At 69.3% G+C, this 20901-nt stretch carries 18 protein-coding genes; 4 read left to right on the forward strand and 14 right to left on the reverse strand.

The annotated features are described in order from the left end of the window. Positions 1–602: 602 nt before the first annotated feature. From ACN265_RS25185 to ACN265_RS25195, 3 genes are read right to left on the reverse strand one after another with little or no spacing between them, the layout of a single operon-like run. Positions 603–1019, reverse strand: a complete 417-nt coding sequence (locus ACN265_RS25185) for an Imm1 family immunity protein (protein ID WP_421409959.1) — start codon at positions 1017–1019, stop codon at positions 603–605. Then, on the reverse strand, positions 1016–1504 hold the full coding sequence (locus ACN265_RS25190) for a DddA-like double-stranded DNA deaminase toxin (RefSeq protein ID WP_421411614.1): 489 nt from the start codon (positions 1502–1504) through the stop codon (positions 1016–1018). Before ACN265_RS25190 ends, ACN265_RS25185 begins: the two co-directional genes overlap by 4 nt. Further along, complete coding sequence (locus ACN265_RS25195) at positions 1501–2028, reverse strand: DUF6244 family protein (RefSeq protein ID WP_421409961.1); 528 nt, start codon at positions 2026–2028, stop codon at positions 1501–1503. The genes ACN265_RS25190 and ACN265_RS25195 overlap by 4 nt, the downstream gene beginning before the upstream one ends. 812 nt (positions 2029–2840) lie before the next feature. Between ACN265_RS25195 and ACN265_RS25200 the strand changes: the two genes are divergently transcribed. Both ACN265_RS25200 and ACN265_RS25205 read left to right on the forward strand, forming a co-directional pair. Then, positions 2841–4628, forward strand: coding sequence for an Hsp70 family protein (locus ACN265_RS25200; protein WP_421409964.1), 1788 nt, complete (start codon positions 2841–2843; stop codon positions 4626–4628). A gap of 1 nt (position 4629) precedes the next feature. Continuing rightward, positions 4630–6684 (forward strand): hypothetical protein, encoded by a 2055-nt coding sequence (locus ACN265_RS25205; RefSeq protein ID WP_421409967.1) that lies wholly within the window; start codon positions 4630–4632, stop codon positions 6682–6684. A gap of 189 nt (positions 6685–6873) precedes the next feature. Here the strand turns inward: ACN265_RS25205 and ACN265_RS25210 are convergent, their stop codons facing one another. After that, a complete protein-coding gene (locus ACN265_RS25210; RefSeq protein WP_421409968.1) occupies positions 6874–7560 on the reverse strand; it encodes a hypothetical protein in 687 nt (228 codons plus the stop codon). A 1533-nt stretch (positions 7561–9093) separates the two neighbouring features. Between ACN265_RS25210 and ACN265_RS25215 the strand changes: the two genes are divergently transcribed. Together ACN265_RS25215 and ACN265_RS25220 are read left to right on the forward strand one after the other, a co-directional pair. Then, the gene (locus tag ACN265_RS25215; protein WP_421409970.1) at positions 9094–11853 is read left to right on the forward strand and encodes a BTAD domain-containing putative transcriptional regulator; all 2760 of its coding nucleotides are present in this window, start codon (positions 9094–9096) and stop codon (positions 11851–11853) included. Beyond that, the gene (locus tag ACN265_RS25220; protein ID WP_421409972.1) at positions 11850–12824 is read left to right on the forward strand and encodes a DUF2637 domain-containing protein; all 975 of its coding nucleotides are present in this window, start codon (positions 11850–11852) and stop codon (positions 12822–12824) included. Before ACN265_RS25215 ends, ACN265_RS25220 begins: the two co-directional genes overlap by 4 nt. Before the next feature lie 190 nt (positions 12825–13014). Here the strand turns inward: ACN265_RS25220 and ACN265_RS25225 are convergent, their stop codons facing one another. The 10 genes from ACN265_RS25225 to ACN265_RS25270 form a co-directional block, all read right to left on the reverse strand. Continuing rightward, complete coding sequence (locus ACN265_RS25225) at positions 13015–13716, reverse strand: hypothetical protein (RefSeq protein ID WP_421409974.1); 702 nt, start codon at positions 13714–13716, stop codon at positions 13015–13017. Between the two features lie 181 nt (positions 13717–13897). Continuing rightward, entirely contained in the window at positions 13898–14293 is a 396-nt protein-coding gene (locus ACN265_RS25230; RefSeq protein WP_421409976.1) for a hypothetical protein, read from the reverse strand. Then, positions 14290–14955: a hypothetical protein gene (locus ACN265_RS25235; protein ID WP_421409979.1), complete on the reverse strand. Its 666-nt coding sequence runs from the start codon at positions 14953–14955 to the stop codon at positions 14290–14292. The genes ACN265_RS25230 and ACN265_RS25235 overlap by 4 nt, the downstream gene beginning before the upstream one ends. After that, on the reverse strand, positions 14955–15374 hold the full coding sequence (locus ACN265_RS25240) for a hypothetical protein (protein WP_421409981.1): 420 nt from the start codon (positions 15372–15374) through the stop codon (positions 14955–14957). The genes ACN265_RS25235 and ACN265_RS25240 overlap by 1 nt, the downstream gene beginning before the upstream one ends. A gap of 99 nt (positions 15375–15473) precedes the next feature. Continuing rightward, a complete protein-coding gene (locus tag ACN265_RS25245; RefSeq protein ID WP_421409984.1) occupies positions 15474–15992 on the reverse strand; it encodes a hypothetical protein in 519 nt (172 codons plus the stop codon). A 124-nt stretch (positions 15993–16116) separates the two neighbouring features. Beyond that, positions 16117–17103 carry a DUF932 domain-containing protein gene (locus ACN265_RS25250; RefSeq protein WP_421409987.1) on the reverse strand — a complete coding sequence of 329 codons (987 nt, stop codon included), beginning with the start codon at positions 17101–17103 and terminating at the stop codon, positions 16117–16119. Between the two features lie 171 nt (positions 17104–17274). Further along, on the reverse strand, positions 17275–17832 hold the full coding sequence (locus tag ACN265_RS25255; RefSeq protein ID WP_421409989.1) for a hypothetical protein: 558 nt from the start codon (positions 17830–17832) through the stop codon (positions 17275–17277). After that, complete coding sequence (locus tag ACN265_RS25260) at positions 17829–18461, reverse strand: hypothetical protein (protein WP_421409992.1); 633 nt, start codon at positions 18459–18461, stop codon at positions 17829–17831. Before ACN265_RS25260 ends, ACN265_RS25255 begins: the two co-directional genes overlap by 4 nt. A gap of 83 nt (positions 18462–18544) precedes the next feature. Further along, positions 18545–19819 carry a hypothetical protein gene (locus ACN265_RS25265; RefSeq protein WP_421409994.1) on the reverse strand — a complete coding sequence of 425 codons (1275 nt, stop codon included), beginning with the start codon at positions 19817–19819 and terminating at the stop codon, positions 18545–18547. A gap of 408 nt (positions 19820–20227) precedes the next feature. Continuing rightward, positions 20228–20899 carry a M23 family metallopeptidase gene (locus ACN265_RS25270; protein ID WP_421409995.1) on the reverse strand — a complete coding sequence of 224 codons (672 nt, stop codon included), beginning with the start codon at positions 20897–20899 and terminating at the stop codon, positions 20228–20230. Positions 20900–20901: the final 2 nt, after the last annotated feature.

Genomic DNA, 20901 nt, shown 5'->3' on the forward strand with positions numbered 1-20901 from the left:
GACGAGGCGGATGCTTCGTAACAAGCGGCGGAGACAGCGCGGACATCCCGTGCCTAGCGTCGCGCTGCGCCGGTCAGGTAGGCTATTGCCAAGTAGGCAGCGCTTCACGAACAACCGTACTCTGTGCGATGGCAAGACCGGGCCTGCCCGCAGGGGCCGCCCGATGGCGAGTCGTATGGGAACGACTCGGTTCACCAGTCAAGTACTGGTCGAGCTGAATCGTGCCCTGCGCAGGTGTCTCTCGACCGGATAAGCGAGAGGCGAGATCGTGGGGCTCGTAGAACCGGGGCTCTGGGTGGCGCTCCCCAGCGCCATAGCTGTGATGTCTTCCTTGGCGTTTCGCCTGATACGCGACAAGATCCATGCCGATCGGGACAGGGCCATGCTGGAAGTCGCGCTACGTGATACGCGGCCTCGTGAGCGTCGAGAGATCATGGAAGGGCTGGCCGCCCTGCGTCCACTCAACCCCCGGGTCCCTAATCATGACGAAGGGCCGCGAGCTGACCATCCACTGGCCTCTCCTGTTAGACGGCGTGGGAGGGGGCACCGCTGACGGTGTGTGCTCAGCAACAACTTCAATAGGCGATCCTCCGAAGCCGCCTTCACCCGGCGACGACCCTCAGGTGCGGCGGTTCACCTCCGGTCCTAAGGAAGGCGACTGCCAGTTCGATCGCCGTTTCAGGCCGAAGTCGTAGGTGCTCGGCTGGGTATTCCGTGGGCACTCCGCCGAAGTCGAATCGGAGCGCCTCGGCCGGGGTTTCTACCGTGGGGTCCTCAATGTAGCCGCCGTCGTCGGCGATGTGCACCGCGAAGGCGTGGGTGGGATGGCCAAGGCCGATCTGCATTCCGGGTGGTAGATCATCGGGGTCATCGGCGGTGTCGCTGAAGATGGTCAGCACGACGGGTTCGCCGGCCTGCTGGATCTCGCGCAGGAGCGCCTCCAGTGCGTCCGGGTCGGTCAGTTCGACCTCGTGGTTGTCGCGCTGGTCGCCCCGGTCGTAGGTCCAGGTCACCTTCATGCGATCGCCTTTCCGTTTCCGGTGTAGGTGCGCCAGTGGCGGACCCGCCCGTCATCGTCGCGTACGTAGACCGCCAACTGCGTGCCGGCTGGCAGCAGCCGGGAGAGGATCTTCTCGCAGCCGTAGGGGGTGTAGTCGCAGGGCGGGTTGTTCGTCACCACCGCCGCCTCCGACAGGTGGTCGCGGCGCATCCGGGCGGCGAGTTTGGCCTCCAGGTGGTCGGTCGTGGTGGCGATGAGCTGGTAGGCCGGCTTGAGGTCGGCGGCGGCAGCCGGATCACGGCCGGACCTCACGGGTATCCACTCACCGCCGACGAACGCCATACCGGACGTGGGGTCCTTCGCTTGCCGTCGCGGCAGGCTGCGGGCGGCTTCCGCCAGTCCTTCGGGTGACAGCCCGAAGGGAGCCGGCGGTTCCGTTGTACTCTCGGACGTGTCACGTGTGGCGGGCGGTCGGCCGCTGTCGCTACCGCCGCCCGGGGTCAGTTTCCCAGCTCACCGACCTGCCGGGCCTGCGCCAACGCCGCCTCGACGTGCTGCCCCGCCTCAGTCCGGCGAGTCCGTAGGGTCGTCAGGAGCTGCAGCACCTGCTGCAGCCGTGCCAGCGTGGGACCGGGTTGTCCTCCATGCAACGCCGCCGCGAGCAGCCGTCGCGTGTCGTCAACCGCAGACCCCGCCGCAGAGACATGGCCGTCGAGAGCGGTCAGCGCGGCCAGGACCGGGGTGAGCGCGGCGATCGTCTCCTGCGGCGATGACTGCTGCGGCACGGCCCTCAACGACCGCGACGCCTCACCCAGCACCCCGTCCGCCTGCGCCAGCCGAGACCGGGCCTGCCCGAGCGTTTCCCGAGCGCGAGCCAAGCTCACCGCGATGCCGGCGAAGCCGGAAGCCACCGACCGTGCGCTGATCTGCTCGATCGCCTGGTCGACAGCCGCAGTCTCCTGCTGCCCCCGGTCCACACCCGCTGCCATCGCCTGCAAGTCAGCACCAATGGTGTCGGTCAGCGACATCACGCCACCCTCCGGCCCGGATTTACAGGGAACCGTGGCAGCGTAAAGACGGGTATCGGCAGGGCACAACTAATCGATCATGGTCCTCGCCATGGCGGCTCTGCGGCGGCATCAGGCGACTCCATGTGCGGTCGTCGCATCGATGGCTCCGGTCGGGTACGCTTCTTGCGTACCGCCACACGGCGGACCCAGGCCTAATTCGAACTATTGACGCCTGGTGCTAGATCCCGTTCACCGGCATCTAACTCGGCGACCCAAAGACGAATAAGGACGAATCAAGATCACGACCAACCCACCCTGGTTGGTCACTCTGAGAACCCCGCTCTGCCGGTAGCGCGGACTCAGCGAAAACCAGTCATGTCATTTGCGACTGGTCGAGCTGAGCCGTGCTGCGCACTCTCACTCGGCCGGAGTGGGAGAAGATAGGCCGTGGGACTCACGCATCTTGAGCCGTCCGTCGGCGCCGGCCCGTGGCTCGTGATCGCCTTCGCCGTCTCAGCCGCAGGAAGAATCATCATCACCGCCTTGGCCCTTCGTGGCACCAACCCGAAGGACAGGCCCAGCATCATCAAGGCTCTAGCCGAGCTGTTCCGGGGGCGTTGGCGAGGATCAGCCCCGCCTGACAACTGAGGATTCCTACCGAAACGAGCTATTAGCTAGAGGTAATCGACTCTCCTGAGTGATCAGGAGGTGACTTGAATGGGCATTCATGTTTGACTACCTGCGTGGGGGCGGGGGGAGCATGGCTGTCGATCGACTGCGGTAGCGCGAGCACCGTGGCCGTGTTGGCATGGGCCGACGGTGGTGCGTCGGTGTTGCCGTTCGATGGTCTTCCCTACCTGCCCAGCGGCCTGTTCCTGGCCGAGGGTGGGCAGGTATGGACGGGCCGGCAGGCGTGGCAGGCCGCCGAGGCGCAGCCGCACCGGTTCGTACCGAATCCCCACCGTACCGGCGATGGCGAGTCGGTCGTCGACGGTGTTGAGGCAGAGGCGGTGGAGCTGGCAGCGGCACCGTTGCGGCGGGCTGCTGCGGAGGCCGAGGGTGTTGTCGGTGAGCCGGTGCCGGATGTGCGGTTGGTGGTGCCGGCCGGGTGGGGGCCGCGTCGGCGTACCTGGATGCGGCGGGTCGCGCACCGGGCGGGTCTCGGGCAGCCGCGTCTGGTGGAGGCTCCGGTGGCCGTCGCGGAGCACATGGTGGCCACCGGTGTACGGCTGACGGTCGGGTCGTTCGTTGTCGTGTGTGATGTTGGCGCGGGTGCCGAGGTGACGGTGCTGCGTCGAGGCCCGGCAGGGTTCGAGGTCCTCGCCACGCTCGCCGACCCTGCGACCGGTGGCGCTGCCGTCGACCTGGCGTTGACCGCTGCTGTGCTCAATGGCCGGGAGGTGCCTGCCGGGGGTATGGGCCAGTGGGTGATGGCGGAAAGCGTCCGGGTCGCGAAGGAAACCCTGGGCTCGCACCCGGCGGTCACAGTGCCGGTCGCCGGCCACCACCCGGTGATCGCGGACCGCACAATGCTCGACGCCGCCGCCCAACCGGTCGTACGACGGGTCGCGGAGTTGACCCAGCAGTGCATCGCCGCCGCCGAACTGACCCCCGGCGACCTCGCGGGAATCTACTGCGTCGGGGGCAGTGCCCACCTTCCACGCCTGGACATCGCCATCGCCGAGCACACGGGGATCACGCCGGTGCTGGTGGCGGAGCCTCAACTCGTCGCGGCGCGGGGCGCCGCCGAGGTGGGTGCTCCCGCGGTCGGGGTGGGTGCGGTGGAGGTGCCGGTGCCGCCGATCCGGCGGGCCGTCGCCATCGCGGTGCCCGGCCTCGCCTCCCTGGCACTGCTGTGGCAGGCCCTGCTGACCGCCGAACGCAACAACACCCTCAGCGCGTACTACTACGTCCTGTTCAACCTCGGCGAGTTGACCATGGCGGCGGTGTTCGCTCTGGTGGCCTGCATCGCAGCGGGCACTATCCTCGGCTCGTTGATCGCCGCCCGCAGCCCCACCCCCGAACTACGCACCGAAGGCGGAAAGGTCAGCATCGGCATCCTCGCCGGGGTCTCCCTCGGCGTCGCCATCGCCGCCCTCTACGCCATCGTCATCAGCCAATACTTCGGCCTACCCCCGCGCGGGTTCCTCACCTGGGCGCTCTGGCCGATCGCCCCCACCGCCGTCCTCGCCGTGGTCATGGCGATGATCGCCGCACGACAATGGCGGACACCCTCCAGCGGCTGGTCCGCGCTCCTGGCCACACCGACCGGCTCGGTCGTCACCGCCGCCGTGGGCATGGGACTCATCCAGTACGCACGCACCGCCGACCGATGGCCCCACCTGGTGGTCTGGCTCGACCTCACCGCCCGCATCGGCGGACTCCTCCTCGGCATCGGCACCGTCATGGCCCTCGTGACACCCCTGATGTTCCGCATCGTGCTCGCCGCCCCGATAGCGGTGATCAGCGCCGCGATCGTCACCGGACAATCCACCGGCATCCTCGGCGTCAGCTACGCCATAGCCATCACCGTCTGGTGGGCAGCACGCGTCTGGACCCGCCTCATCCACCCCACCACCGGCCCCACCACCCTCAAACCACCAGGTCGAGGCGGATGACATGCGCTGGCCACGGCAACTGATGTCGCTGATCTTCGTCCTGGCGTTCCTGGTCGGCCCACCAGCGGTGCTCCTGACAGTGATCGGCCCGCCCCTTCGCGGATGGCCCACCACGGACCAGTTACGAGCCTGGTTGCAGCAGCCGTTGACCGAGGAAACCCTCACCGCCGGACTCGCCATCGGCGCGTGGCTGATCTGGCTGCTCGTCGCCTACACCGTTGCCGTCCGGGTCATCATCCGCCTCCGCGCGACCACGGCGTGGCTACGGCGGATGCCCCTTCCCACACCGTTACAGGCGACGGCCAGTGGAATGGCCGGTGCGGCCGTCTTCGGCGTCGCCACCAACACCGTCACCACCACCCCGCCGGAACCGCCACAGCCTCTAGCAACAGGCACCGCCACATTCCACGACGAGACCGCCCCGGACGACCATCGCGACCAGGCCGTACGCGAGGACGGGGTCACGGTTACCGGCGGTTGGCTGCCCCGGGACGTCGCCGAACAGGTCACCGCCGCCGCAGCACTGGTCTGGCTACGCCGCCGCCGCGACTACCAACCCCACCCCACCCACCCCGACGACACCGACCTCACCCCACTACCGCCCACCGTCACCGCCGTCCAAGCCGCTCTCGCCGATACCCCCACCGCACCGCCGTCGGACGGAAGCACGGCCTCCCTCGAAGCCCTGCCGGGCGGCGGCGTGGGTCTTACCGGACCGGGCGCACTGCCCGTCGGGCGAGGACTGCTGGTCACCGCCATCCTGGCCGGACAACGCCACAGCCCGACGACGTTGATCGTCACCAAGGCAACGCTGGCCCTCCTTCTCGGACCAGCTGCGGAGACGCTCGGGCGACGCCTACCACTAACGATCGCCGACACCGCTGATGAAGCAGCGCAGCCACTCCAACCCGCCGACATTGTCGCTGGTGCAGCCATCCCTGGTCAGAGTCAGGGTGAGACGCCGAGTGGACACGGCCATCGAAAGATCGTGCTGCTCAGCGACCACGACGGCAACGAGCAGCAGTTGAAGCACCTCGCCGAGACAGGCACCGCCACAGCTGCTCTCGTCGTCGTACTGGGAGAACGGCCGGACGGGCCAAACTGGCACGCCGACTCCACTGGTCACCTGCGCGACCCACACCACCCCGACAAGCCGGGCCCACGGCTGTGCGTCCTGGACCGGACGGCAACTACCGACCTGCTCACCGTCATCGCCAGTACCGGCCCGGCACCGCCCCACCCCGCCAGCGGACGCCCACCCCTCGCCCACACGGGACCACCGAAGCTGCCATTGCCACGACAGGTCGCCCGGCACGAACCTTCACGCCTGTCCACCACACCCCGGCAACGGCTTCATCTGCGCATCCTGGGTGACCCGCAACTGCTCATCGACGGTGAGCCCCTGGCCATCCGTCGCAGCGCCGGGCTTCAAGTCCTCGTCTACCTCGCTATCCATTCCAGCGGAGCCGACACCGCACAACTCACCGACGCCATCTGGCCAGGACTGCCCCGCCACTCCCTCACCGGACGCCTCTACACCGCCCTCAGCGACCTCCGCAGCACCATCCGAACCGCAACTGACCTACCCCTCATCGACCACGCTGATGACCGCTACCACCTCAACCCCACAAACATCGACGTCGACCTGTGGCAGCTCCACGCTTCCATCCACCAAGCCGCCGCCGAGCTCGCCCACACCACGGCAGCCTGGCAGGCCGTCCTCGACGCTTACCCCGCCGACCTCGCCAACACCCGCACCTGGCCCTGGCTCGACCCCCACCGCGAAGCGACCCGCCGCCGCGTCATCGACCTGTGCGCCAACCTCGCCGCCAAGGAGCCCGACCCACACCGCGCCCTGCAGTTGCTGCAGGACGGCATCCGCATCGACCCGTACAACACCGACCTACACAGGCTTGCCGGTCGTGCCCTCATCGCCTCGGGTAAGCCGGAAGCCGCCACCGAGCTCCAGCACCGCTATCAGCAGTCCCTCACACAAGTTGAGCTCGACAGCGAGTCCTCTCCTCGCTTCTCGTTTACCGACATCAGACGCCTATAGCTGATGCTCGCGCGGGCCATAACCGGCCATCCGCGCCGAGGGACGAGCGGCAGCGGGTCACTGCAGGTGCCCCAAGGGCAGCCGAGGCACCCGCCAAGCGAGACCAGCGCAACTAAGCGGCTGGATCCGAACCTACGCGAAAGCGAATAGAGACGCTGTCGCCGAGGGGCATTATCACATGAGGGCGATTCAGCAGTCAGGCACAGCAGGGTCGAAAGCAGTTTTGCCACCCTCCGGCGGGTCACCATTCCGGAATGTGTCTGATGGTGAATAAAGGCCCTCCCATGGACTTGTAGCGATTTTATAGAGGTAGGTGACGGACTTCATCCCGGTGAGGTTCTCGGCCTTGCACGTTACCATGACACGCGACCCCATCGGGATCTTCGGGATCCCATCCGGAGCTGGCTGTCCCATGTTGTTGCCGTAGATCGGCGACCCGAGGCGGTTGCCAGCGATTTCCTCAAGGAGGGCTCCGCTATGCAAGGGCGTGCTGGAGGCGGTCGATCGAGTTGGGGGGGCGGATTGGTTTGCGCTGGTCATTGAGGCGGAGCTTGAGGGGAGCGAGTTCAGTCCGCCTGAGCGCCCGGCGACCACAAAACCGACTACCGCGCCAACACTAAGGGCAAGTGCTGCTACAGCCGTCGCCAATACAGCAGGCCGGGCGATAGCGCGCTGGATGTGACCCCGTTTCCAGAGTTCGTCAATGCCAACAGCCATCAAGACCAGGGCCAGGGTGATCAGGGCAGACCAAACGATCAGCAGCTTCCCGCTGATGAATCCGCCGATCAATTGCGCAATCCCAGACACCGCACCAACGGCCGCCAAAAGGGAGGCGACTGACTTGCGCTGGAAGAAGGAAGCATTGTTTCCTGTCACCAACGGTTTCCCCTTCTACGTCTCGCGCGCGTTAATGATCGCAAATCATTTTCCGTAGAGCACGTCTATACGAACGGCCAGCCCCTCTCGGATGCCGCTGATCCGATCGGGCGTGGAGCACCGCGGTGGGAGCCCATCTGAGCGCGCAGGGCCTCGACGTCGCCCATGGACGTCCCTCATGGACGAAGTGTGCCACAGTGCGGCCACGATGCTCGAACGGAAAATAACCTTCACATTCTGGCCCACCAGGTTTATCAAGATCGTCGGCGCGACGTCGCATCGTTCCTCACCTAAACCTGCGCGTGAAGTAGTTCACATTCCCGCAACCCGGAGGGTTTCGGCGTTGATTAACCGGCCCACCGTGCTCACAATTCAAGAGACTAGTGCTACGTGATCGCCCGACTTCAAGATCGATTCGGGTGGGTCAATCGGAGGCGTGTTCGGAGCGACCGCCGTTACTAGGTGTCCGATACCGACCAAGAGGAGACGAAGTGCGAGCCATCAAAATCGTCGTGTTGGCGACACTCGGCCTCGCTGCTACTCTAGTTGCCCCTGGCGCCGCCATCGCCACGCCCAGTGATCAGGGAAGTGTAATCAGTTCTCCGGAGTCGGGCGGGGCGAACCTTCGAACCTGCCCCGGCCTGCCGAACCCCAACGACACTACACACGGCTGCCCTGTTATCGATTGGCTGCCAAGTGGAACCCATGTACTGATGCGCTGCTGGCGTGACAGTGCCTCACCTGTCGATAACGGATCCCCCCGCTGGTTTTGGGTGACCGTGGCCGAAGGGCCGAGGCTCGACTGGTCCGGATATGTCTGGTCGGAGCTGGTGGCTGGACAGGTCCGGACACCGCGCTGCGTAGACCCTCTCTTCCAGTATGAGCCCGAAGGCCGAGGGATCCTGCTCGAGCCGGGACCGCCGGCCCCGCATGGCTTCCGTTATGCCATCACACTGACTGGCTTCCCCGCCAACTCGCAGGTCGTCCTAACCTGCCACGACTCCGTATCACCGGAGGGCTTCTACTCGTTCTCACTGACCACCGACGAGTCCGGCTGGGCTTTCACGAGCCGGCACTGCTACTCCTCCGACGGGCCCGACCATTGGGTCTCGGCCGGCGGCCTGCAGTCCTCACCGATTTCGTGGTGATCAGCCACAGCTGCAACAGCTGGCCTGCGCCTGCCCCGAGCTATAAGTCCACGTCAAGGGTCGACCTTGAAGGCCGGCAGTCCACCAGCGCGATACGTTTTGGTCGCCACAGGGACGGCCGCTAAGAGCCCGCCGCCACTACATTCCGGCGCCGCCATCCCCAAGGATGGCGGCGCCGGCTGTGGATCTAGGGAGACGTTTACCGGGACCTTGCCTTGATACCCCAACGCCTTGACGTACTGACTCCTACGACGCCGTGACCTGCGGTTGTGAGGTCGTGTGAGGAAGTGTGAGGTGCTGTAAGGTCCTCAACTCGCCGTCGTCGCCCATCGTGCTCCTACGGTCTGTCTCACCAACCGCGGCAACGTCGGAGGGAGAGCAGGCCATGGCGAAACGGGTCTCGGCGGCAGCCGTACGTACCGTCACCGCAGTCTTCGCGTTGGCACCGCCAGCGCTGCTCTACCAGGTCGGCTGGTTCACCGTCCCCGTGCTGTCTACGGACCAGCTTCGGGCGTGGGTGCACCAACCGCTGACCGCAGGCTTCATCGCCATGCTGGGGTACGCCGGAGCCTGGGCGCTGTGGGTACTACTCATGGCCGCCGGCACCGACCACGCACACCGGTACCTCACCGCTCGCCTGCGGTGGCAGTTCACCCCGCACCTGCCCGGCCCTCTGCAGGCGCTCGCGGCGGCGCTGCTGGGTACTACCGCCGTCACGACCGCTGCCGCCCTTCCCGCCGCCGCGCACGACCACACCGCAGCCGATACCGACCCACCACCGGCCGACACAGCCACCCCGATCCGCGATGCCCCGACCCAACCGCCGCCAGCCGACCCTTTACCTCCCCGCCAGGAAGCCACTACCACCTCGACAACAGCGTCCGCCGCCCCACCACTGCCGACGGAATCCGCACGTCACGCTTCCCTGCCGGTCCTCAACCGCACGAGCGCCCATCCCCCACCTCACGCCTCGGGCGAGAAGGTCCGGGTCGTTGCCGGAGACAGCCTGTGGGACCTGGCTGCCGAGCATCTCGGTGACGCGACCCGTTGGCGGGAGATCTACGCCGTCAATCGCGGACACCGCCAAGCCAACGGCTACGCGCTTACCAATCCCGACACGATCCACGTCGGATGGAAACTCACCATCCCCTCCCACCAGGCCACATCAGCACCCGCTCCACCCCGTCCCGAGCCTCCTGCCGCCGGCAACTCCGGGCCCGCCACGCCCGAAGCAGAAACGAGTCCCTCTGCACCACCTACCCCTCAAACGTCGCCTGCCCCGCAGCGCTCGACGCCGCCCACCACCGCGCCGAGCACATCAGCCGTGACGACCGACGCCACGACATCGGCCGCGCACCCCGAGCGGCCCCACACCGAGCCGTACGACGAGACAGGGATCGTGCTGCCATTGCGGGGCTGGATCAGTCTCGGTCTGGCCGCCGCCATCGCCGCCGTGGCCATGCTGCTACGCCTTCAACGACGCCGCCACGCCCGGCTGACCTTCACCACGGCCGCGAGCGCCACGCCACACCCTGCCCCGGTGCCGCCGTCTCTCGCGCACGCCGATGCGATCGGCCGCCGCCACCTCGGCCTCACCAGCAACGACCAACAGCCCGCTCACCCCATCGTGCCGGCTCCCATCGGAGTCGACGGCAACGGCACCGAGGTGAGCCTGTTCCGCCTCCCCGGTTCCGGCCTCGCCCTGCACGGCAAAGGGGCAGTACCGGCCACCCGCGCCATCCTCGCCGCAGTGCTCACCACCGGCGCGGCCGATACCGCCTCCGTCCGCCCGATCGTCGTCACGACCGCCAGCCTCCTGGCGCAGCTCCTGCCCGAAGCCCGCCCGATGGTGGGGTTGGACCCCGACGGCACCGCATACGACGGCGAACGTCTGATCGTCCTCGCCGACACTGATGCCGCCGTCACCCATGCCGAGGAGGAGATGACCAGCCGACGACGGCTGCTGGACTCCTTCGACACCACCACCATCGCCGATCTGCACGCCCGTAGTGACCACGCCGAGACCCCGCCGCCGTACGTCCTGCTCATCGAACCGACCACTCGGCACGCGGGCCGTGTGCAGGCCATCGCCGTCCACCGCAGCGCCCTGGACCTCCACCCGATCGTCCTCGGCCCCCACGACGGTCTTGCCACGGTCGAGATCACCCGCGACGGCACCACCCGCAGTGACCAACCGCACCCCCTGAGCCGGATGTCCACTCTGAGCGCAGAGGACTTGGCCGCCGTCCTGGCCATGCTTACCGACGCCCAGGCCCGCCCGGAGCCCGGCGTCGACATCGACGATCCGGCCGCCGCCGGCACACCGAGCGTGCCGATCGTCGAGCCCTGCCCGGTCCCGCCAGAGAGCCCGACAGCTCTGGTGCACCTTCGGGTCCTCGGCCCGGTCACCGTCACCACCGCCGCGGGCCCGGTGACCACCGGGATGCGCAGCGGCTCCTACACGGTCCTCGCCGTCCTCGCCGCCCAACCCGCCGGCCGCACTCTCCACCAGCTCACCGCCGACCTGCACCCCGACGTGGACCCCGCCTCCGCCGTCAAGCGCGTCCGGACCGACATCACCACCGCCCGCCGTGTCCTGCGTACCGCGAGCGGCCACGAGGAGCACATGTTCATCGTCTTCGACCCCGCCTCCGGCCGGTACCACCTCGACCCGCAGACCGTCACCGTGGACCTCTGGCACATGCTCACCGCCATCAACCACGCCACCACCAGCGACAACGACGACGAGACGCTCGCCGCGCTACGCCGCGCGACCGACCTGTACGCGGGTGACTTCGCCGAAGGCCACGATTACCCGTGGGCCGTCGACTACGCCACCAGCTACCGCCATCAGATCCTCACCGCCTACGCCCGCATCGCCGAGTTCCTCGAACCCGACCATCCCGACCGCGCGGTGGCCGCCCTCGAACGTGCCACCGACCTGGACCCGGTCAACGAGGAGTTGTACCAGCGGATCATGCGGATCCACGGTCGGCAGCAACGCCCCGACGCCGTCCGGCGCACCCTGCGCCGTCTGGAGGAACGCCTCGCCGATCTGGTCGACGCCGAACCGTCGCAGGCCACCCGCCGCGTCGCCGAACGCCAGCTCCTATCCGCCGCTTCCAGGGCGGGGAGGGCGTCGTGACCGAGACCCGGCTGCGTCGGATGCAGTGGGCGGTGCGCGCCACCCTGACTCTGGGGGTGGCAGCGTCGGTCACCGCGAACATCCTGCACGCGCAGGCAAACCCGATTGCGCAGGCCATCGCGGCATGGCCCCCTCTGGCCCTGCTGATCACCGTCGAGCTGGTCACTCGCATCCCCGTGCACCAGCGGGCGCTCGGTGCGATCCGGGTCATCGCCGCCTCGACCATCGCCGCCATCGCTGCCTGGATCAGCTACCACCACATGGTCGGAGTCGTCGCCCGCTACGGCGAGACCGGCACCGTGCCCTACCTCCTGCCGCTCTCCGTCGACGGGCTCATCATCGTCGCCTCGGTTTCCCTGGTGGAACTCTCCGCCCGCCGGCGCGAATCCGAGAACCCCCGACCGGCACCCGCCACAGCGACGCCCACACCCACACCCACCACCGCCCCCACCGCAACAGCGCAGCCGCCGGTTCCCGATCACGCCGCACCAACCCACCCGAATCCCGCACTCGAATGCCATGACGACGATGTCGATCGGTCGCGCCCAGAGGTCATACCCGTCCCCGAGCAGCGCCCGGCCACCCACAGCTCGGAGGGCCCCCGGCTCCAGAATGATCGGGACAGTGGGCGGCCTGCGAATGGAGTCTCCGTCGGGGAGATCGATGCGGACGATGACGTGGGCCTGTCTGCGGATCTCGTGCCGCTGTTGCCCGCCGCTCGTACTGCCCGCGACGAGCTGATCCGCGAAGGCCACACGGTCAGCCGTGATGCCCTCGCGCGCCGGTTACGCCGCAACGGCCATTCCCTCCGCAACAGCGGGGTGTCGGAACTTCTCGCCGCCATCCGGCCGAAGACCTCGTCGGCCGTCGGTTCCCGTTCGCCGTCCGCAGCCAGTGAGCCTCACCTCGTGGCTTCGCTCGCGCAGAGGCCGGTGTCCCCGGCCCCGGTTCGCCCTGACCGGCGGTCTTGATCGGGGCGTGGAGGTCGACGTGGATAGGCATGGCTGCCCGGCCGGGCTGCCGTGCCGAACACCGTCAGGAGGCACCAGAGATGACCGACCATCCACCCACGCGCCGCACCGTTGAGGTCGACGCTGACGTGTACGACGTGTTGGCGCGCACTGCAGCCAGTCGAGACACCGACGTCAACGGCGCGCTGCGCTACCTGATCGAGGCGCCGACGCCTCGGACCGTCGCGGACGACGACGAAGACTGAGTCGGCAGGAACACGTCGGCGGCAGCGGCGAGGAGTCGTTGCGCGGTGCGCGGGGTGATGCCGAGTTGTTGAGCAAGGATCACGCCGAGCCCTCGCCGGTCCTGCCCGGCGGCGTCGGCCTCGGCGAGGAGCGTGACGGCGGCCTGGAGGCGAGGGTCGTCGGCGTACGGGTGCGGCTGGCGGGCACCGGTCGCGCCGATGGGTCGGCCGGTGGACTGCCGGCCGGTGCGGGCGTCGGCGACGGCCCACACGGTGCGGCGGAACCACAGGCGGCGGACCCGTCCGTCGGGCAGCGTCTCGACCCGGTCGGGATGGTGGAGCAGGGTGTCGGGCAGGTTGCGGTACGAGCCGTAGCCGAGGACCCTCGCCGCTGCGCCCGAGCCGAGGAGATCCTCCGGGTCACCGCGGCGGTCGACCTTCGTCAGCTCAGCGCGTTTCGCTCTCAGGTGGGCGGTGTGGAACGCCTCGATGTCGTCGAGCCAGAACCACTCCCGGCCGTCGTGGGCGAAGCCTTCGGGGAAGCCGAAGCGGGCGCGGTGGCTGCGCCAGTGGATGACGGTGGAGTAGGCCGCGCCGGTGTGCGCGGCGACTCCGGCCCGGTCGAGGGCGGTCCGTCCGTCGATGACCTGTCGTGCCACGCCGTTCATCTTCCTCTCCGGCCAGCGGCTGCCGCTCGCATGGTCGAGGTGGCGGTGGCTCGGCCGGAGGCTCGGGTACGTCCTGGCTCGATGGGCGGCCGTGTGCTCAGCGGCCCCGCAGCGGGCGAGATGACCGGTCGGGCGGTGCCCGCACTTCCGGGTCCGCCCGCCGGTCACCGTTCCCACCCGGTCACGTGCGTGGGCGTAGCACCTTCCAGGCCACCTGCGCCATGCGGTCGATGCGCAGCGCGGCCAGTTTCGCGCGGGTGGCGGGCTTGAGCGCGTCGTACACGGTCAGGATCGCGGCGGCGGTGGTCGCGTCCACCAGCACCCCGTCGATCTTGCGGCACGCGCCGCCCTTCGCCTCGCGCAGCAACTCGATGACACGGGGGTCACCTGCGGTGGCGTCGTCGGGGAGCGCGTCGATGTCGGCCAGCCCTTCGCAGTCGGGGCAGGTGACCAGGTGCGGGTCCTCGGTGATTCGGCCCACCTGCACGGGCTCCGCCCCGCACACCGGCCCGACCCGGCGGCGGGCCTTCGCGTGGGTGAGCACGCGCCACCCGTGCGTCCCCGTGGCGTCGGTCATGATGCCTCCCCCGTCGGATGGGTCCAGATGCCGAGCGGTTGGCCAGGCGCGATCCGTCCTCGGCCGGGGACGAGGGTTGCGAACACGTCGGAATACCGTTCGTGGAGTTGGCCCCGGGTGCGCATGAGGTGTTTGCCTCGGGTGAGCTTCGCGGGCAGGGCCTCGACCACCCGGCCGATCAGGCCGTACAGGTCCCGGGCCTCGATGAGGTCGGCGCACCCGTCGCACGCCGACCATCCTTCGCCCCATGCCTGGGTGAAGGCGTGCTCGGCGTCGGTGCGGCGTACCCGTGCCGCGTGGTGTCGCGTCTGGTAGTCGCCTACGGCGATGACCTGTGCGGTGACTCGGCGGGCGTCGGTGATCTGGTTGGCGCACCGATAGATCCAGGCCGCGTCGGGTGCGGAGCAGAAGTCGCAGTCGATGATCGGATCGGGGATCTCGGTGAGGGGTGCGGGCTCGGGGCGGTGGTCGCTGGGCTGGCCGCGCTGCTCGGCCGCGTGCAGGTACTCGACGATCAGGCCCCGGTTGTTGAGGCGGACGTTGAGCGCGCGACGGCAACGGCGGCAGTAGAACGGCTCCGGGACCGGCGCCACACTCGCGCTGACTACTACCGCCTCGGGGAGTCGGGCGGATTCCTCGTGGTGCGGGGAGTGCGGTGGCATTACTGGTTGCCTCCGTCCTGGTTGTGGGTGGGCTGCGGTGGGGTGGGGTGGGCGGGGCCGAGGGTCAGGCCGAGGCGCAGGGTCGCGAGGTCGACCAGGCGTCGCAGCAGGCTCGCCGTGCCGGTGCTGAGGTCGGCGTCGTAGTCGTGGGCGATACGGCAGGCCTCGCGCACCGCCACGCACGCGGAGGTGAGGGCGGCCTCCAGGGCGGCGCGGTCGTCGTCGCGGGTGGCCCGCCTGACGTTCTCCGCCGGGTAGGTGCGCTCGTCACCGGTGGGAAAGCGCAGGGTGTAGCTGCGGGCGTAGGTGGTGTGCGGGGTGGAATAGCGAACATCGGTGACGGTGCCGAGGCGGTACTCGACCGGGTCGGCCGGGTTGACCACCCGGGCGGTGTCGCCGTACTCCAGAGACCGGTACATCAGGACTCCGTTCAGGGGTGCCTGCTGGTGGGATGGCCGTTCTCGGGGTTGCCGCGCGGCCCGGGGTGGGACCGGGTCGCGCGGCTCCCGTCGCGGCGGTCAGGGTTGGGCGGCCGGTGCGCCGTCGGCACCGCCGGGCGTGGTCGGTGGCCAGGTGGTCCCCTCGGTGGGGAACGGCGGGGCGGCCTTCACGTGGGGCAGGCCGGGGTCGAGTTTCTGGCCGATGCGGTCGAGGCTGACCGCTCCGTACGCGGTCAGGTGCGCGCCCACGGCGAGGGCCTGCGCACCGGTGAGCAGGACGACGAGGCGGCGGGCGTGGGTGTCGTGGACTCGCAGCTCAACATGACCGGTGGTCAACGGCCGGACCGGGAGGAACCGCTCGACCTGCGCACCACCGGGTGCCGTCGCCCAGATCGCCCCGCACAACGCGTTCCACTGCTCGTTGACAAGGCTTTCCCAGTGCTCCGCGCGAGCGGTGAGGGTGGCGTGTTCGGCCTGACTAGTGGAGTGTTCGGCGAGCGCGCGGGCGACCTCGGCCGCCGCGAAGTTCGCGCACACCCGGTTGGCCAGCGCGATCATGGCCCCGGCGGTGTGTTCCGACGTCGGCAGCGTCGTCACGGGAGACTCCGGTGGAGGCGGGGGCGTCGAGGCAGGCGGGGTGGGGGCGGTATCGGCGGCGGGGTGCACGCCGGTACCGGAGCCGGGCGGGGTGTTCCCGCGCCGGCCCCAATGCCGGCCCACCTCAGACCGCCAACAGCTCGAACGCGCGGGCCTTGAGGTCCGCTCCGGCACCGGTCAGCGCCCGGCTCGCCCGGACGAGGTTGGTCTTGGCGGGGGCGAAGTGGTCCACGTACTCGGTGATGGCCTGGTAGCCGGCCCACCGGGTGCCCTTGATCGCCTTCTGCGTGTCCGCGTCGCGGATGAGGTAGCGCAGCGTCGCGGTGCGCTGCTTCGCGTTGTTGCGCGCCGTGTCGGAGGCGTCGTCGGCGAGGGGCCACACCTGCGCGACGATCTTCTCGAACTCGCCCATCGTCAACGACTCGTTGATCATCTTCTCGGCTTCGGCCTCGAATGCGTCGAACGCCGTCCACATCAGCCCGAGAGCCTGCCGCGCCTCGGAGATCTTGCTGGTCACGTTCGAGGTGTGCCGGAACGTGTACGAGCTGCGCGACCGCTGGTAGGCGAGGGCCTGGGTGTTCGCGCACACGATCCGCACCGGGGTCGCGTCGAGGCGCAACGAGGCGGTGCCGTCGTGGGAGGTGGTCGCCGCGAGGTACAGGTCCATGTCGTCCACCCCGGCAATGCGCATCGCCGTCGGCAGCTTCATGGTCACGAACACCGACCGGCCCTTCCGCATCGAGCCGGCGGTCTCGAAGTGCGCACCGGAGGCGTCGACCAGGAGGTTGAGGGTTTCGGCGACCTGCTCGTTCTGCACCACCGAGTAGTCCTCGCCGACCACCCCGAGGTACTCGGTCTGCCCGGTGGCCGGGTTGGTGCGCACGGTCATGTACTTGTCGGGGCAGTCGACCTTCGTCACCCCGCGCTCGGTGACCTCGATGCCCTGAAGGGCGATCTTGCGGACCTCCCAGCCGCCGAGCCACGCCTTGCTCATGACCTCCTGCGCGGTCATGCAGGCATCGGTGACGGTGCCGAGTTGGTGCCAGGCGGTCAGCCGCGCGGAGGCGAAGGCCGTCTGGCCGTTGGCGAGGGTTTCCAGTTCGTGTGCCACGGTGGCACCCCTTCCCTGTCGTGTGGTGTTCGGGTGGGCGGCGGGCCGGGGTGGCAACCCCGGCCGCGCCGTCAATATCAATGTTTCCTACCTCCACGTGTCGATCAAGGCGATCGGTTCGAGTCGATGGAGGTTTCTGCGGCGAATCTGACGCCTGCCGCCGGGCGTGGCCTACCGGGTGTCGGTGGCCGGGCGTAGCCGCCCGTCCGGCCCATACACGTAGGTGTGCACGGTCTTGAACGGGGCCGGTAGGTACACGGTGAACCCGTGTTCGGGGATGAACCGGGTTCGATACGCGCGGGTGGTGCCCAGCAGGTACCGGTCGGGTTTGTCACCGTGCGACCCCGGCGGGATGATGCCCGCCCCGGGCCGGTCGGCACGGGCGCGGCGGTGCCGACCGAGCGCGAGGTGCGGGCACAGCGACAGGGCGGCGGTCATGCACTCGGGGTGCCCCGGCGGGTCCGCGTAACGCATCAGCTCCGCCGCCCGGGGACCGCCGAGAAACGCCACCCAATAGCCCATCGACTCACCGCACAACGAGCACCGCCGTTCGACCGCGAGGCGGGTCGAGACGGTGGTGTTGATCATGGTGAAGTCCACATGCGACCCTCCGCCCGTCGAGTCCGGGTGGATGTTGACCGGCGGGATGGGCAGGCCGCGCCGCGCGTCGTGAGGACGCGCGGCCAGCGAGGGCGGGATGCCGGGCCGATCGACGGCCGGGCCGGTCACGGGGCACCGTTCGCGCGGGTGGGCCGGGCATCGGTCACGGTGACGTGCGGTAGCTGCGCCCGCAGTACGGCGTGTGCCTGTTCCCATTGCGCCTCGGTCAGACACCGGCTTACCGGTTCGAGGTGCGCGGCGGTCATCGTCACGGCCATGATGTCGGCCTCGTCGGCCGAGTCGAACACGGCCACCATGTCGCCCCCGGCCACCACGTAGACGCGAGGGTCATCGGCGGGTGGGGCCACCGGGGCGGCACGGCGGTGCTCGGCCAGCCACCGCTCGACCACCTCCGCCGGGTCGCCGGCCAGGCTGCCGGTGTCGTAGTCCTCGTCATCGAGCCACCCGAGGTGATCGGCGATGGTCCAGTCAGGGTGGATGAGCCACGATTGCCGTACGGCCTGCCACACGGTCAGCCGTGCCGGGACGCCGATCGGGTCCGCCGGTCGCGACCCGTTCGGGCCGGGCACCGGGCATAGCGGGGTGCCGTCGTGGTGGGACGTAGCCGGGCGTGAGGCGAACCCGTCGAGGGGCCAGTCACGCGGCGGCACGGTCCGGGCCGGTTCCCCGCATTCGGGGCAGCGCAGCGACCCCGGCGCGTGCATCAGGCCGTGGGGGTGGTCGTCGGGGGTGGTCATGGTCTGTTCCTTCCGTGGCGCTGGTGGGTGGGCGTGCGGGTGCCGGGGCCGGGCGTGGTGCCCGGCCCCGGCGGGGCGGTAGGTCAGGCCGCCACCGGCACGGCGGCGGCCTCGTCGGTGGCGGCCTCGTCGGCGCTGGTCTCGTCACCGGCGGGCGGGGTGGTGTCGCTCTGGGGCGCGGCCATGAATGCGCGAACCTCGGCGGTCGGGGCGGGCGGGTTGTCCGCGAGGGCGTAGGTTTCCGGGGCCTCACGCGTCAGGACCAGCACCCCGAACCCGGTCAGCTTGTCCATGCCGTTGCGGACCGCCCCGGGGCTCCGTCCGCCGATCTCCCGGGCGACGGTGCCGGGGGTGACATCGTGGCCGGGACCGAGGTCACGCATGAACGCCTCGACCCGGTTACGCAACTCGTTCTTGCCCAGCTTTGCCGACCCGTCGCTGTTGACCTCACCCGTTCCACGACCGGTGCCGGCCACCCGCCGCGCGGACGGGCGACGAATCTTGCGGGCGTGCCCGCACGTCGGGCACGTGGAGTGCGTCGGGGCGTTGGCCGGGTCCACCGTGGCGAGGTCACCCTCGCCGATCACCCACAGCTCATCACCGTCCTCGGTGACCGGCAGGCGACGGGCAGCCCCGGCAACCTCCATCGCAGCGAGGATCGTGTCACCCATCGCCACCGACAGGCCGCTCTCGTTGATCGCCGCGTCGGCCATAATGCCGTCCGGGTGCCCACCGAGCACCCCCGCCATGATCAGCACTTTGAGGTCGGGCTGCGCCCCGACCGGTGCCCCGGACACGGGCACGCCGGATACCGGGGCGGGCACCCCGGACACCGGAGCCTCCGGCAGCGTCGGGTCAGCCGTCGGGGCGTCGCTCGTGGGCGTCGGCGCATCGCCGTCGGTCGGGGCGTCGTCGGTGACAGCCGCATCGGGCGTGGTCACCGCGTCAGCCGCCGGGACGTCACCGGTGGGCGACGGCGCGTCGGTCGGGTCGGACGTCGCGTCATCGGCCGCCGCAGCGTCGTCGGTGAGGGCGGCGGGCTCGATGGCCGCATCCGGCGTCGTGTCCGGGGCCTCCTGCTCGGGTGCGGTGTCCGGCGACGCGTCCTCGGCCGCCGGGGCGTCGGGAACGAGGTGCCAGACGTCAGCGCTCTTACGGTTGCCCTTGGCCGGGTCGGAGGTACAGGCGGCGGTACCAGCGGCCTCCATGGCCGCGAGCGCCTCGGTCACCACCGACAGCGGCAGGTTCCCCTGTCCGGCCAACTTACGGGCGGTGACGCCCGGGTGGCGACGCAACTCCTCGGCGACGGCGGACCGGGCCTCGTTGGTGCCGGGGGTGAGACTGATGTTTGCGGTCATGGCAGAACACCTCCACAAAAAGGGGTCGACAATAGCGATTCCGCATGCGCGGCGCGCATCCTTTTCTGCGGTTTCGCTGGGGCGGTTTTTGTTGCCCACGTCCATGGACGCTCGACGCCCGATAGTTGTCAACCCCACCCACCAAGACTCTTTAAATGGTTCGCGTCGCGCTCCATTCGGGAATCCGTCACCACGCCCCGCAATGCCATTTGACGGCCCTCACATCGCCGCCACGCCCCCTGCCGCGCCACCCCCGACTGCTGCACAGGGGCGGCGGTGACACGTCGGCAGGGCGGGTCGGCAGCCTCCCCACTGTCGCCGACACTCCCCGTACCCGTGGCCGGAATGCGCGGCGGACGGCGGCCGTCGTGGACACTTTCGTATGGTGCGGAAAATCACTTCGCCGCTTTACAGGGGCACCCCTTTGCGTCGCATAAGCGGAATAGGGTCAACGGCATTGTCCTCGGTGGCGGGATAACCTTCGTGGGCCTCGTAATGCAGGTGCGGGCCGGAGGAGTTTCCGGAGCTGCCGACGTAGCCGATCGGCTGTCCCGCCGTCACCGGCTCGCCTACCGTCACGGCCGGCTGTCGGATCAGGTGGCAGTAACGCGTCACCACGTCGCCCGGATGGCGGATCTCCGCATACCAGCCGCACCCACCGAGGCCGGGGTATCCGTCGCTGTCGCACGGCATCGGTTCACCGGTGGGTTCCCACGAGTCACCGCCGACGTTGCAGCGCACCCGCACGACGACACCGCCCGACGCTGCCCGGACAACCGTCCCTCTCGCCGCCATGATGTCGACCCCGTCGTGGCCGGGCCGGTCACCAGTACGGAAACCGGAGCCCGCCTCCCCCACCACCGGACGAGTCCACCCGCCGACCGGCACCTCCGCGCAGACAGGCGACATCGCACCGGTCGTTGTCGCCCGCGTCTCGTGTGTGGCGTCCGGGTACGCCGCCCGTCGCGCCACCCCAACGCAACCGCCTCCACCCCCGCCGCCGAACACCGACGAGACGACTCCGGCGGTGGCGGCGGCGACCAGCAGCAATGCCCCGGCGAGTCCCACCGCGATCGCCACGG

Origin of the sequence: Micromonospora sp. WMMD730 (genome assembly GCF_049178955.1) — a bacterium.
In the GTDB taxonomy this organism is placed as follows: domain Bacteria; phylum Actinomycetota; class Actinomycetes; order Mycobacteriales; family Micromonosporaceae; genus Micromonospora; species Micromonospora wenchangensis.

Coding starts and splice junctions, on each gene's coding strand:
- ACN265_RS25185 (WP_421409959.1), bottom strand. CDS start 1,019: ATGAAGGTGACCTGGACCTACGACCGGGGCGACCAGCGCGACAACCAC.
- ACN265_RS25195 (WP_421409961.1), bottom strand. CDS start 2,028: ATGTCGCTGACCGACACCATTGGTGCTGACTTGCAGGCGATGGCAGCG.
- ACN265_RS25205 (WP_421409967.1), top strand. CDS start 4,630: ATGCGCTGGCCACGGCAACTGATGTCGCTGATCTTCGTCCTGGCGTTC.
- ACN265_RS25215 (WP_421409970.1), top strand. CDS start 9,094: ATGGCGAAACGGGTCTCGGCGGCAGCCGTACGTACCGTCACCGCAGTC.
- ACN265_RS25225 (WP_421409974.1), bottom strand. CDS start 13,716: ATGAACGGCGTGGCACGACAGGTCATCGACGGACGGACCGCCCTCGAC.
- ACN265_RS25230 (WP_421409976.1), bottom strand. CDS start 14,293: ATGACCGACGCCACGGGGACGCACGGGTGGCGCGTGCTCACCCACGCG.
- ACN265_RS25235 (WP_421409979.1), bottom strand. CDS start 14,955: ATGCCACCGCACTCCCCGCACCACGAGGAATCCGCCCGACTCCCCGAG.
- ACN265_RS25240 (WP_421409981.1), bottom strand. CDS start 15,374: ATGTACCGGTCTCTGGAGTACGGCGACACCGCCCGGGTGGTCAACCCG.
- ACN265_RS25260 (WP_421409992.1), bottom strand. CDS start 18,461: ATGACCACCCCCGACGACCACCCCCACGGCCTGATGCACGCGCCGGGG.
- ACN265_RS25265 (WP_421409994.1), bottom strand. CDS start 19,819: ATGACCGCAAACATCAGTCTCACCCCCGGCACCAACGAGGCCCGGTCC.